Origin of the sequence: Pseudomonas sp. BF-R-30 (genome assembly GCF_019956175.1) — a bacterium.
Lineage (GTDB): Bacteria > Pseudomonadota > Gammaproteobacteria > Pseudomonadales > Pseudomonadaceae > Aquipseudomonas > Aquipseudomonas jessenii.
This window is the reverse complement of the sequence record NZ_JAHBDE010000066.1, coordinates 151024-164607: the sequence shown is the minus strand read 5'-3', so window position 1 is coordinate 164607 and position 13584 is coordinate 151024. Positions and strand designations below refer to the sequence as shown.

Below are 13584 nucleotides of genomic sequence, written 5' to 3'. Positions count from 1 at the left end.
GAGCCCGCTCGCGATGGGCGTCAACGATAACGCGGGCCCCCTGACACACCGTGGTGTCGGGACCTGCATCGCGAGCAGGCTCGCTCCTACAAGGTCGGGTGTGAATCCCGATCAATGTATTTGCCGATTCCCTAACAAATTCAAGAAAACTGGAGGCAGCAATGGCCGAAGCAAAAGTACTCAGTGGCGCCGGGCTCCGTGGCCAGGTAGCCGGGCAAACCGCACTGTCCACCGTGGGCCAGTCGGGTGCCGGTCTGACCTATCGTGGTTATGACGTACGTGAACTGGCGGCTGACGCACAGTTCGAAGAAGTTGCCTACCTGCTGCTGTACGGCGAACTGCCGAGCAAGGCGCAACTGGCAGCCTACGTTGCCAAACTGAGCAAGCTGCGCGACCTGCCGCAAGCGCTCAAAGAAGTGCTGGAACGCATCCCCGCCGACGCCCACCCGATGGACGTGATGCGCACTGGCTGCTCGTTCCTGGGCAACCTGGAGCCGGAGAACAACTTCTCCGAGCAACACGACAAGACCGACCGCCTGCTGGCCGCGTTCCCGGCGATCATGACCTACTGGTATCGCTTCAGCCACGAAGGCAAGCGCATCGATTGCGTGAGCGACGAGCAGTCCATCGGCGGCCACTTCCTGCACCTGCTGCACGGCAAGAAGCCGAGCGAGCTGCACGTCAAGGTGATGAACGTTTCGCTGATCCTCTACGCGGAGCACGAGTTCAACGCGTCGACCTTCACCGCACGTGTTTGCGCCTCGACCCTGTCCGACCTGTATTCGTGCATCACCGCGGCCATCGGCTCGCTGCGCGGTCCGCTGCACGGTGGCGCCAACGAAGCGGCGATGGAAATGATCGAGCGTTTCTCGTCGCCGGAAGACGCGATCAAGGGCACCCTCGGCATGCTCGAGCGCAAGGACAAGATCATGGGCTTCGGCCACGCGATCTATAAGGACAACGATCCGCGTAACGAGGTGATCAAGGGCTGGTCGAAAAAGCTCGCTGACGAAGTGGGTGACAAGGTGTTGTTCCCGGTATCCGAAGCCATCGACAAGACCATGTGGGAGCAGAAGAAACTGTTCCCGAACGCCGACTTCTACCATGCCTCGGCGTACCACTTCATGGGCATCCCGACCAAGTTGTTCACACCGATCTTCGTCTGCTCGCGCCTGACCGGCTGGGCCGCCCACGTGTACGAACAACGTGCCAACAACCGCATCATCCGTCCAAGCGCCGAATACACCGGCGTTGAGCAGCGCAAGTTCGTACCAATCGAACAACGCTGAATGGTGGAGGCTACCGCACGGGTTACTGACTGAACCGGGAACCACTGTGGGAGCGGGCTTGCTCGCGAAGACGGACTGACATCCAACATTGATGTTGACTGATACACCGCTTTCGCGAGCAAGCCCGCTCCCACATTTGACCGAGTCCAGTTCAGTGCCTGTGCCAGGCCCCACCTTTTGTAACTACCGTGACCGAGTCCTGACGATGAACACACAATTTCGTAAACCGCTGCCCGGCAGCCACCTGGATTACTTCGATGTCCGCGCAGCGGTCGAGGCGATCCAGCCTGGCGCCTACGACACCCTGCCGTACACCTCCCGTGTACTGGCGGAAAACCTTGTGCGTCGCTGCGACCCGGCCACGCTCACCGAATCCCTGAAGCAATTCATCGAGCGCAAGCGCGACCTCGACTTCCCGTGGTTCCCGGCCCGCGTGGTGTGCCACGACATTCTCGGCCAGACCGCGCTGGTTGACCTCGCCGGCCTGCGTGACGCCATCGCCCTGCAGGGCGGTGATCCGGCGCAAGTCAACCCGGTGGTGCCGACCCAACTGATCGTCGACCACTCCCTGGCCGTCGAGCGCGGTGGCTTCGATCCGGAAGCGTTCGAGAAGAACCGCGCCATCGAAGACCGTCGCAACGAAGACCGTTTCCACTTCATCAACTGGACCAAGAAGGCGTTCAAGAACGTCGACGTGATCCCGCCGGGCAACGGCATCATGCACCAGATCAACCTGGAGAAAATGTCTCCGGTGATCCAGGTGCGTGACGGCGTGGCCTTCCCTGATACCTGCGTCGGCACCGACAGCCACACCCCGCACGTCGATGCGTTGGGCGTGATCGCCATCGGTGTCGGTGGTCTGGAAGCCGAAAGCGTAATGCTCGGCCGCGCATCGTGGATGCGTCTGCCGGAAAGCGTCGGCGTCGAGCTGACCGGCAAGCTGCAGCCGGGCATCACCGCCACCGACATGGTGCTGGCGCTGACCGAGTTCCTGCGCAAGCAAAAAGTGGTTGGCGCGTGGCTGGAATTCTTCGGTGAAGGTGCTGCGGCACTGACCCTCGGCGACCGCGCGACCATCTCCAACATGGCCCCGGAATACGGCGCCACCGCGGCGATGTTCTACATCGATCAGCAGACTATCGACTACCTCAAGCTCACCGGACGTGAAGACGAGCAGGTGCAGTTGGTCGAGAACTACGCCAAGCAGGTCGGCCTGTGGGCTGACAGCCTCAAAGGCGCGCAGTACGAGCGCGGCCTGACGTTCGACCTGTCCTCTGTGGTGCGCAACATGGCTGGCCCGAGCAACCCGCACGCCCGTGTGGCGGTTTCGGATCTGGCGGCGAAAGGCATCTCTGGGAAGTGGGAAGACGTACCGGGGCAAATGCCGGACGGCGCGGTGATCATCGCCGCCATCACCAGCTGCACCAACACCAGCAACCCGCGCAACGTGATCGCCGCCGGCCTGCTGGCGCGCAACGCCAACAAGCTCGGCCTGACCCGCAAGCCGTGGGTCAAGTCGTCCCTGGCACCGGGCTCCAAAACCGTGGCGCTGTACCTCGATGAAGCCGGTTTGACCGATGAGCTGGAACAGCTCGGTTTCGGCGTCGTGGCCTTCGCCTGCACCACCTGCAACGGCATGTCCGGCGCACTGGACCCGGTGATCCAGCAAGAGATCATCGACCGTGACCTGTACGCCACTGCTGTGTTGTCCGGTAACCGTAACTTCGACGGCCGGATTCACCCGTACGCCAAGCAGGCGTTCCTCGCATCGCCGCCATTGGTCGTTGCTTACGCCATCGCCGGTACCATCCGTTTCGACATCGAAAAAGATGTGCTGGGCGTGGTGGATGGCAAGGAAATCCGCCTGAAAGACATCTGGCCGAGCGACGAAGAAATCGACGCCGTGGTGAAAGCCTCGGTCAAGCCTGAGCAGTTCCGTCAGGTCTACATCCCGATGTTCGCGATCCACGAAGACACCGGTCCCAAAGTCGCGCCGCTGTACGAGTGGCGCGAGATGAGCACCTACATCCGCCGTCCGCCGTACTGGGAAGGTGCGTTGGCCGGCGCCCGTCCGCTCAAGGGCATGCGCCCGCTGGCGGTGCTGCCGGACAACATCACCACCGATCACCTGTCGCCGTCCAACGCCATCATGCTCGACAGCGCCGCGGGCGAATACCTGGCGAAAATGGGCCTGCCGGAAGAGGACTTCAACTCCTACGCGACTCATAGGGGCGACCATTTGACTGCGCAGCGCGCAACCTTCGCCAACCCGAAACTGTTCAACGAAATGGTTCTGGAAAACGGCAAGGTCAAGCAGGGCTCGCTGGCCCGCGTCGAGCCGGAAGGCAAAGTGATGCGCATGTGGGAAGCCATCGAAACCTACATGGATCGCAAGCAGCCGCTGATCATCATCGCAGGTGCCGACTACGGTCAGGGTTCGTCCCGCGACTGGGCGGCCAAGGGCGTGCGCCTGGCGGGTGTGGAAGCGATTGCCGCCGAAGGTTTCGAGCGCATTCACCGCACCAACCTGGTGGGCATGGGCGTGTTGCCGCTGGAATTCAAGCCGGGCACCAACCGCCACACCCTGGCCATCGACGGCAGCGAAACCTACGACGTGATTGGCGACCGCACCCCGCGTGCCGAGCTGACCCTGGTGATCCATCGCAAGAATGGCGAGCGCGTCGATGTGCCGGTGACCTGCCGCCTCGACACTGCTGAAGAAGTGTCGATCTACGAAGCCGGTGGCGTGCTGCAACGCTTCGCCCAGGACTTCCTCGAAGAATCGGCGGTTGCTGTTTAACACACGCTTTGCAGACACGGGACTTTGAGTCCCGTGTCTGTTTTCAGATTAGGAGTAACGAGCACCATGGCTCATGCACCGCAGATCAAAATTCCAGCGACATACATGCGCGGCGGCACCAGCAAAGGCGTGTTTTTCAGCCTGAAGGATTTGCCTGAAGCGGCACAGGTCCCGGGCCAGGCCCGCGACGCTTTGCTGCTGCGGGTGATCGGCAGCCCCGACCCGTACGACAAACAAATCGACGGCATGGGTGGCGCGACTTCCAGCACCAGCAAAACCGTGATCCTGTCGAAAAGCATCAAGGCCGATCACGATGTCGATTACCTGTTCGGTCAGGTGTCCATCGACAAGCCCTTCGTGGACTGGAGCGGCAACTGCGGCAACCTGTCGGCGGCGGTCGGTTCGTTCGCCGTCAGCAATGGCCTGGTGGACGCCAGCCGCATCCCGCACAACGGCGTGGCGGTGGTTCGCGTGTGGCAGGCCAACATTGGCAAGACCATCATCGCCCACGTGCCGATCACCAATGGTGAAGTACAGGAAACCGGCGATTTCGAACTCGACGGCGTGACCTTCCCGGCGGCCGAAGTGCAGATCGAGTTCCTCGATCCGGCGGCGGACGAAGAGGGCGGCGGCGGTTCGATGTTCCCTACCGGCAACCTGGTGGACGACCTGGAAGTGCCCGGCGTCGGCACCTTCAAGGCGACCATGATCAACGCCGGTATCCCGACGATTTTCGTCAATGCCGAAGACATCGGCTACAAGGGCACCGAGTTGCAGGGCGCGATCAACGGCGACCCGAAAGCCTTGCTGATGTTCGAAACCATCCGTGCTTACGGCGCATTGCGCATGGGCCTGATTTCGAACATTGACGAAGCTGCCAAGCGCCAGCACACGCCAAAAGTGGCCTTCGTCGCCAAACCGGCGGATTACGTATCGTCCAGTGGCAAAGCCATTGCGGCGGGTGATGTCGACCTGCTGGTGCGTGCGCTGTCCATGGGCAAGTTGCACCACGCGATGATGGGTACTGCTGCGGTGGCAATCGGCACGGCGGCAGCGATCACCGGTACGCTGGTTAACCTCGCGGCAGGCGGTATCGAACGCAACGCGGTGCGCTTCGGCCACCCGTCCGGTACCTTGCGCGTCGGCGCCGAGGCCAGCCAGGTCAACGGCGAGTGGACCGTGAACAAGGCGATCATGAGCCGCAGTGCACGGGTGTTGATGGAAGGGTTTGTCCGTGTGCCGGGTGATTCTTTCTGACCCATACCCTATGTAGGAGCGAGCCTGCTCGCGATGGACCTGAGAGCACCACGGGGTGTCAGGCACCCAGCGTTATCGTTGACGACCATCGCGAGCAAGGCTCGCTCCTGCAAGAGTGAATCGAACATGAGTGCCAACGTCGACCTGAACAACCGCCCCGACTACGACAAGGTCCTGCAGGACATTGCCGATTACGTCCTCAACTACAAGATCGAGTCAAAAGAGGCGCTGGATACTGCGCGCAACTGTCTGATCGATACCTTGGGTTGCGGCCTGCTGGCCCTGCGTTTTCCCGAGTGCACCAAGCATTTGGGGCCAGTGGTAGAAGGCACTGTCGTGCCATTTGGCGCCCGGGTGCCGGGGACCAGTTACCGGCTCGATCCTGTGAAGGCGGCGTGGGACATCGGCTGCATCGTGCGCTGGCTCGACTACAACGACACCTGGCTCGCGGCGGAGTGGGGGCATCCGTCGGACAACCTCGGCGGTATTCTCGCGGTAGCCGACCATTTATCACAAAAGCACCTGGCTAATGGTGTGGCGCCGCTGACCGTGCGCACAGTGCTTGAAGCGATGATCATGGCCCATGAGATTCAAGGCGTGATTGCCCTGGAAAACTCGTTCAACCGTGTCGGCCTCGATCACGTCATTCTGGTGAAAGTGGCCTCGACCGCAGTCACCGCCAAGCTGATGGGTGCCAATCGCGAGCAGTTGTTGTCGGCGTTGTCCCATGCCTTTGCGGACGGCCAGGCCCTGCGCACATACCGGCATGCGCCGAATGCCGGTTCGCGTAAATCCTGGGCGGCGGGGGATGCGTCCAGTCGTGGCGTGCGTTTGGCGGACATGGCGATGCGCGGCGAAATGGGTATTCCCGGTGTATTGAGTGCCAGGCAGTGGGGGTTTTACGACGTATTGTTCAGCCACACCAACAACGATCTGGCGCTCAAGCCTGAAGACAAGCGTGCGTTCAGTTTCTCGCGACCGTACGGCAGTTATGTGATGGAAAACGTGTTGTTCAAGATCAGTTTTCCGGCCGAGTTCCATGCGCAAACGGCCTGTGAGGCGGCGGTGACCCTGCATCCGCAAGTGCGCAATCGTCTGCACGAAATCGACCGGATCGTCATCACCACTCACGAGTCGGCGATTCGCATCATTTCCAAGGTCGGCCCGCTGGCCAATGCCGCTGATCGCGATCACTGCATCCAGTACATGACTGCCGTGCCGCTGGCCTTTGGCAATCTGGTTGCCGAGCATTACGAAGATGATTTCCATAAGGCGCATCCGATCATCGATGTGCTGCGCGACAAGATGGTGATAGTTGAGGAGCCGCGTTTCACCCGTGAGTATCTGGAGTCCGACAAGCGCTCCATTGCCAACGCGGTGCAGGTGTTTTTCAAGGACGGGTCGAGTACTGAAAACGTGGTGGTGGAATACCCGATTGGGCATCGTCGACGTCGGGTCGAAGGCATTCCGTTGCTGGAGGACAAGTTCAGGGCGAACTTGCTGACACGATTCACCAGTCAGCGTAGCGAAGAGATTTTTGCGTTGTGCAAGGATCGGCAGAAACTTGAGGCGACACTGGTGAACCGGTTTGTGGATTTGTTTGTTATCTAGGAGACCGAGTTATCGTTCATTCGCGAGCAAGCCCGCTCCCACATTTGATCGAGTTTACCCAGGAGGAATACGATCAAATGTGGGAGCGGGCTTGCTCGCGAAGGCGGCAGATCAGGCGCTACAAATCTATTTGAAACGCCGCTCCACACCTTTCTCCACGAGAATCTTCGCGGAGATTTCTTCTACGGAAAAGTGCGTGGAGTTGATGTTCGGAATGTTCTCGCGGCGGAACAGGTTTTCCACCTCGCGAACTTCGAACTCGCACTGGGCGTAGCTCGAATAGCGGCTGTTGGGCTTGCGCTCGTTGCGGATCGCGGTAAGGCGGTCCGGGTCGATGGTCAGACCGAACAGCTTGTGCTGGTGGGCGCGCAGGGCGGACGGCAGTTGCAGGCGCTCCATGTCGTCTTCGGTCAGCGGGTAGTTGGCTGCACGGATACCGAACTGCATTGCCATGTACAGGCACGTCGGCGTCTTACCACATCGCGACACGCCCACTAGTATCAGGTCGGCCTTGTCGTAATAGTGCGTGCGGGCGCCGTCGTCGTTGTCGAGGGCGAAGTTAACGGCCTCGATACGCTCCATGTAGTTGGTGTTGGCGCCGATGGAGTGGGACTTGCCCACGGTATAGGAAGAATGCTCGGTCAGTTCCTGTTCAAGCGGTGCCAGGAACGTCGAGAAAATGTCGATCATGAAACCATTCGAGGTTGCGAGAATCTCACGAATGTCCTGATTGACGATGGTGTCGAAGATAATCGGACGGAAGCCGTCGGTTTCGGCGGCTTTGTTGATTTGTTGTACCATGGCCCGCGCTTTGTCCACGTTGTCGATGTACGGCCGCGTGACTTTGCTGAAGGTAATGTTTTCGAACTGCGCCAGAAGGCTTTGACCCAGGGTTTCGGCGGTAATGCCGGTACCATCGGAGATAAAGAAAGCAGATCGTTTCATTTGCACCTTGGGCCTTAAGCTAGTGACGAATCTTGGATATGATAGGCGCGATTTGCCGGCCGCCATTGGCCCGCATTCTCACTTATTTTCCAGGTCCAGGCCATATAACCGGCAAATGCTCACTTAAGCAGCCGGTTTCTGAGCTTTTCCAACACAGTTAGTGGAGAGATCACCTTGGTAGAGTACGTAGTTTCCCTCGATAAGCTCGGCAAACACGATGTTGAGCATGTGGGGGGCAAGAACGCATCCCTGGGCGAGATGATCAGCAACCTTGCAGGTGCCGGTGTATCGGTGCCCGGCGGCTTCGCCACGACCGCTCAGGCTTATCGTGATTTCCTGGAACTGAGCGGCCTGAATCAGCAGATTCACGATGCGCTCGATGCCCTGGACGTCGATGACGTGAATGCGCTGGCCAAGACCGGTGCCCAGATCCGCCAATGGATCATGGAAGCCGAGTTCCCTGAAAAACTGAATGCCGAAATTCGTACCGCGTTCGCCACGCTGTCCGCCGGCAACCCTGACGTGGCCGTGGCCGTGCGTTCTTCCGCCACCGCCGAAGACTTGCCCGACGCATCCTTTGCCGGCCAGCAGGAAACCTTCCTGAACATCCGTGGTGTCGAAAACGTCATTCGCGCCGCCAAAGAGGTGTTCGCCTCGCTGTTCAACGACCGTGCCATTTCCTATCGCGTGCACCAGGGCTTCGACCACAAGCTGGTTGCCCTGTCTGCTGGCGTGCAGCGCATGGTCCGTTCCGAAACCGGCACCGCCGGCGTGATGTTCACCCTCGATACCGAGTCGGGCTTCCGTGACGTGGTGTTCATCACCGGCGCCTACGGCCTGGGTGAAACCGTCGTACAAGGCGCGGTGAACCCGGATGAGTTCTACGTTCACAAAGGCACGCTGGCCGCGGGTCGCCCGGCGATCCTGCGCCGCAACCTGGGCAGCAAAGCCATCAAGATGATCTACGGCGACGAGGCCAAGGCCGGTCGTTCGGTCAAGACCGTCGACGTGGACAAGGCTGAGCGCGCACGTTTCTGCCTGACCGACGCCGAAGTCAGCGAACTGGCCAAGCAGGCGATGATCATCGAGAAGCACTACCAGTGCCCGATGGACATCGAGTGGGCCAAGGACGGTGACGACGGCAAGCTGTACATCGTGCAGGCCCGTCCGGAAACCGTGAAGAGCCGCACCCAGGCCAACGTCATGGAACGTTACCTGTTGAAAGAAACCGGCACCGTGCTGGTGGAAGGTCGCGCCATCGGCCAGCGCATCGGCGCCGGCAAGGTCCGCATCATCAAGGACGTGTCCGAGATGGACAAGGTCCAGCCAGGCGACGTACTGGTTTCCGACATGACCGACCCGGACTGGGAGCCGGTCATGAAGCGCGCGAGCGCGATCGTCACCAACCGTGGCGGCCGTACTTGCCACGCGGCGATCATCGCCCGTGAGCTGGGTATTCCAGCGGTAGTAGGTTGCGGCAACGCCACCCAGCTGTTGAAAGATGGCCAGGGCGTGACCGTTTCCTGCGCTGAAGGCGACACCGGCTTCATCTTCGAAGGCGAACTGGGCTTCGACATCAAGAAGAACTCCGTGGACGCCATGCCTGAGCTGCCGTTCAAGATCATGATGAACGTCGGTAACCCGGACCGCGCCTTCGACTTCGCACAGCTGCCGAACGCCGGTGTGGGCCTGGCCCGCCTGGAGTTCATCATCAACCGCATGATCGGCGTGCACCCCAAGGCACTGCTGAACTACGACGGCCTGCCGCTGGACATCAAGGAAAGCGTCGACAAGCGCATCGCCGGTTACAACGATCCGGTCGGCTTCTACGTCGAGAAACTGGTCGAAGGCATCAGCACCCTGGCGGCTGCGTTCTGGCCGAAAAAGGTCATCGTGCGTCTGTCGGACTTCAAGTCCAACGAATACGCCAACCTGATCGGCGGCAAGCTGTACGAGCCGGAAGAAGAGAACCCGATGTTGGGCTTCCGCGGTGCCTCGCGTTACATCAGCGAATCGTTCCGCGACTGCTTCGAACTCGAATGCCGTGCCCTCAAGCGCGTGCGCAACGAGATGGGCCTGACCAACGTCGAAATCATGGTGCCGTTCGTCCGTACCTTGGGCGAAGCGAGCCAGGTGGTGGATCTGCTGGCGGAAAATGGTCTGGCTCGTGGCCAGAACGGCCTGCGCGTGATCATGATGTGCGAACTGCCGTCCAACGCCATCCTGGCTGAAGAGTTCCTCGAGTTCTTCGACGGTTTCTCCATCGGCTCCAACGACCTGACCCAGCTGACCCTGGGCCTGGACCGTGACTCCGGCATCATCGCCCACCTGTTCGACGAGCGTAATCCGGCGGTCAAGAAGCTGCTGGCCAATGCGATTGCCGCGTGCAACAAGGCCGGCAAATACATCGGTATCTGCGGTCAGGGTCCTTCGGACCACCCGGACCTGGCCAAGTGGCTGATGGAGCAGGGCATTGAAAGCGTTTCGTTGAACCCTGACTCCGTACTGGAAACCTGGTTCTTCCTGGCGGAAGGTCAAGCTTCGGCCTGATCCGGTGTAAACGGGCCGCCCCTTTCTGTGGGAGCGAGCTTGCTCGCGATGGACGTCAACGATAACGCGTTTATCCTGGATAAACGTGGTGTCCCGAGTTCTTCGCGAGCAGGGCTCGCTCCTACAGGGAGCGGTCTTTATGAGATTCAAGCAGGGCGGGCTCCATCTGGATGCCGCCCTTTTTTGTGCAAGAGATTATGCAAAGCAGCAGCAACCTATTTCCTGTCGCCCTGATCAGTGCCGAACGGCGCGGTGATCTGAGCGAAGATGTGTATCGTTTGAAACCCGGTAACAGTCCCGACTTCACCGTCGAATTGGCTGTGACACGCCTTGGCATGGCCGATGAGTCGTCCTCCCGTGGTGTGCCGGTGATCCTGCTGCACGGCAGCTTTTCCAATCGCCGGTTCTGGTTTTCTCCCAAAGGCCTGGGGTTGGGCGCTTACCTGGCCCGTCTGGGGTTCGATGTCTGGATTCCGGAAATGCGCGGTCACGGCCTGTCCCAGCGTAACCACGACTACCGCAAGAACCGTGTTGCCGACTACGCACGCTATGACCTGCCGGCCATTGGCGCGTTCGTGCGCGAACAGAGCGGGCAGGTGCCACACTGGATCGGTCACTCACTGGGCGGTATTACACTGGCCGCAGCGCTGGGTGGCGAGTACATCGGTGAGCCCGTCGTGGCCTCGGCGGCGTTTTTCGGTACACAAGTCAGTCGCACCTACTGGCCATTGAAGATTCCACCGGTAGAGTGGAGCGGTCGCTTCATTCTCAAGCGTTTTGCCCAGTTGTCCGGCTCAAGGCTCAAGCGCGGTCCGGAGGACGAGCCCATCGGCCTGGCCCTGGAAGGCATGCGCTGGTACGGTCTGTTCGGGCGCTTTGGCGATGCCGATAAAAACTGGTGGGCGGGTTTGGCCGAGGTCAGGTTGCCGGTGCTTGCCGTGAGCGCTGCGGGTGATCATCAGGATCCTGCGTGGGCGTGTCGCAAGTTGTTCGAGCAGTTCGGTTCCGAGCACAAGCAATTCATCAACCTGGGGCGCGAGCAGGGCTTCGGCGACAATTTCGGTCACGTGGAAATGCTCGTCAGCAAGGCAGCCCAGGCTGAAGTCTGGCCTTTGGTGACGCGCTGGTTGGCCGATCAGCAGACACCTTTGCCGGGAGCGCAACAGGATTTGGTCGCGGCAATCTGAGCCTGACGCTCTAAGAAGGGCATTTCGCTCCGGTCGGCTTGCGGCTAAGATATGACGCATTGAGCTGTTCTGGTCACTTTCCGACATCCTCGATTGTCTTCCTCTTACAGGAGTTTCTCGATGAACCATTACATCACGCCTGACCTGTGCGACGCCTATCCGGAGCTGGTGCAGGTGCTGGAACCGATGTTCAGCAATTTCGGCGGCCGTGATTCCTTCGGCGGCGAAATCGTGACCATCAAATGCTTTGAAGACAACTCGCGGGTCAAGGAGCAGGTCGAGCTCAAGGGGAATGGCAAAGTGCTGGTGGTAGACGGTGGCGGTTCCCTGCGGCATGCGTTGCTCGGTGACATGCTGGCCGAGAAAGCCGCGAAAAACGGTTGGGAAGGGCTGGTGATCTACGGTTGCATCCGCGACGTCGATATCATCGCGCAGACCGATCTGGGCGTTCAGGCCCTCGCCAGCCACCCGAGGAAATCCGACAGGCGCGGGCTCGGCGATCTCAACGTTGTGGTGACGTTTGCCGGCGTGACGTTCCGTCCAGGCGAATACATTTATGCGGACAACAACGGCGTGATCATCTCGCCCAGCCCGCTGAAAATGCCTGAATAAAGCGCCGGTTGACCAAAGGAGTGCGGATGTTCGAGGAAGAAAACGCGCAATGGGGGCTGGTGCATGCCCTGGTGCTGGACGGTAAAGGCGGTGCGCGTTCGATTGCCCGGACTGAACTCGATGACTTGCAGCTGCAGGCCCATGAAAGCCTGTGGCTGCACTGGGATCGCAGTCATCCGCAAACCCGGACCTGGTTGCGCAAATCCAGCGGTCTGAGCGAATTCAGCTGTGACCTGTTACTCGAAGAAAACACCCGTCCGCGACTTTTGCAGCTTTCGGACAGCGAACTGCTGCTATTTTTGCGCGGGGTCAATCTGAACCCTGGCGCCGAACCGGAAGACATGGTGTCGGTGCGGATTTTCGGCTCTGCCCAGCGTGTCATTTCCCTGCGTTTGCGTCCTTTGCGTGCCACTGACGAGTTGCTGGTGCAACTGTCCGAGGGCAAGGGGCCGAAAACTGCCTCCGAACTCATCCTTTGCATGGCGCAGTACCTCACCAACAAGGTGCAGGATCTGGTCAGCTGTCTCTCGGAAGTGGTCGATGAGGAAGAAGAAAAGCTGGATACCGACGAACGGTATACTCCTGAGCACGGGGCGGTTTTGCAGATTCGTCGCCGGGCGGCTGCGTTGAAGCGCTTTCTGGCTCCGCAGCGGGACATTTTCGGGCAGTTGACGCGAATCAAGTTGCCCTGGTTCGTCGAGGATGACGGCGATTACTGGAACGAATTGAACAACAGCCTGACCCGCTACCTCGAAGAGCTGGAATTGACCCGGGAGCGGGTGGGGCTGGTCCTGGAGGCTGAAGACCGTCGCTTGAGCGTGCGCATGAACCGCACGATGTATCGCTTCGGGATCATCACCGGGATCTTTTTGCCGATGAGTTTTCTGGCCGGGCTTTTGGGGATCAACGTCGGTGGAATTCCATTCTCTGCCAGCCCTTACGGCTTTCTGATCGCTTGCCTGATGATGGTCTCGGTGGCGCTCGGGCAGTGGTGGTTGTTCCGACGTTTACGCTGGGTCTGAGGGAAACCATGTGACCCGACCAAAACTGACCGCGTCTCCCACAGACATCACGAGAGGTGCGTATGCACGATCCGTTTGAACAGTCTTTACGCGACATGCTCAACGCCTCACCGTCCACCCGGGACGACGATGCGTGCCTGGGGCGTGTGCTGAAAACCGCCAACCGCCAGGTCGGCGCCGGTGATCTGTTCAGCCTGCTGGGGCGCTGGTTGCCCGCACTGATGATCGCCCTGAATAACGGATCGGCCCATGTCGCGCCGGTATCCCGTCTTCGTAAACCTACTGCTCGCACTGCTGATAAGGCTGATTGA

Annotated in this window: 10 protein-coding genes; 9 read left to right on the top strand and 1 reads right to left on the bottom strand. The window is 60.1% G+C overall.

Features of this window, described 5'->3' with window-relative positions; translation table 11 throughout:
• Positions 1 to 161 precede the first annotated feature (161 nt).
• The 4 genes from prpC to prpD all read left to right on the top strand — a co-directional run bounded on the left by prpC (position 162) and on the right by prpD (position 6957).
• Positions 162 to 1289: a 2-methylcitrate synthase gene (prpC, locus tag KGB20_RS25160; protein WP_008048580.1), complete on the top strand. Its 1128-nt coding sequence runs from the start codon at positions 162 to 164 to the stop codon at positions 1287 to 1289.
• Between the two features lie 205 nt (positions 1290 to 1494).
• Positions 1495 to 4089, top strand: coding sequence for a Fe/S-dependent 2-methylisocitrate dehydratase AcnD (gene acnD / locus KGB20_RS25155; RefSeq protein ID WP_223533173.1), 2595 nt, complete (start codon positions 1495 to 1497; stop codon positions 4087 to 4089).
• A 66-nt stretch (positions 4090 to 4155) separates the two neighbouring features.
• Positions 4156 to 5346, top strand: coding sequence for a 2-methylaconitate cis-trans isomerase PrpF (gene prpF / locus KGB20_RS25150; RefSeq protein WP_102668985.1), 1191 nt, complete (start codon positions 4156 to 4158; stop codon positions 5344 to 5346).
• A 126-nt stretch (positions 5347 to 5472) separates the two neighbouring features.
• Positions 5473 to 6957, top strand: coding sequence for a 2-methylcitrate dehydratase (gene prpD / locus KGB20_RS25145; RefSeq protein WP_223533171.1), 1485 nt, complete (start codon positions 5473 to 5475; stop codon positions 6955 to 6957).
• Between the two features lie 126 nt (positions 6958 to 7083).
• Here prpD and KGB20_RS25140 read toward each other — a convergent pair whose 3' ends face one another.
• Entirely contained in the window at positions 7084 to 7902 is an 819-nt protein-coding gene (locus tag KGB20_RS25140) for a pyruvate, water dikinase regulatory protein (RefSeq protein ID WP_008048584.1), read from the bottom strand.
• Between the two features lie 174 nt (positions 7903 to 8076).
• On the opposite strand from KGB20_RS25140, the gene ppsA reads away from it, so the two are divergent.
• The 5 genes from ppsA (at position 8077) to KGB20_RS25115 (ending at position 13584) form a co-directional block, all read left to right on the top strand.
• Complete coding sequence (gene ppsA / locus KGB20_RS25135) at positions 8077 to 10452, top strand: phosphoenolpyruvate synthase (protein WP_090454035.1); 2376 nt, start codon at positions 8077 to 8079, stop codon at positions 10450 to 10452.
• Positions 10453 to 10649: 197 nt separating this feature from the next.
• Complete coding sequence (locus KGB20_RS25130) at positions 10650 to 11639, top strand: alpha/beta fold hydrolase (protein ID WP_223533169.1); 990 nt, start codon at positions 10650 to 10652, stop codon at positions 11637 to 11639.
• Between the two features lie 120 nt (positions 11640 to 11759).
• Complete coding sequence (gene rraA, locus KGB20_RS25125; RefSeq protein ID WP_008027412.1) at positions 11760 to 12251, top strand: ribonuclease E activity regulator RraA; 492 nt, start codon at positions 11760 to 11762, stop codon at positions 12249 to 12251.
• 26 nt (positions 12252 to 12277) lie between these two features.
• Positions 12278 to 13273: a zinc transporter ZntB gene (locus tag KGB20_RS25120; protein ID WP_150812371.1), complete on the top strand. Its 996-nt coding sequence runs from the start codon at positions 12278 to 12280 to the stop codon at positions 13271 to 13273.
• 62 nt (positions 13274 to 13335) lie between these two features.
• A complete protein-coding gene (locus tag KGB20_RS25115; protein WP_008017601.1) occupies positions 13336 to 13584 on the top strand; it encodes a hypothetical protein in 249 nt (82 codons plus the stop codon).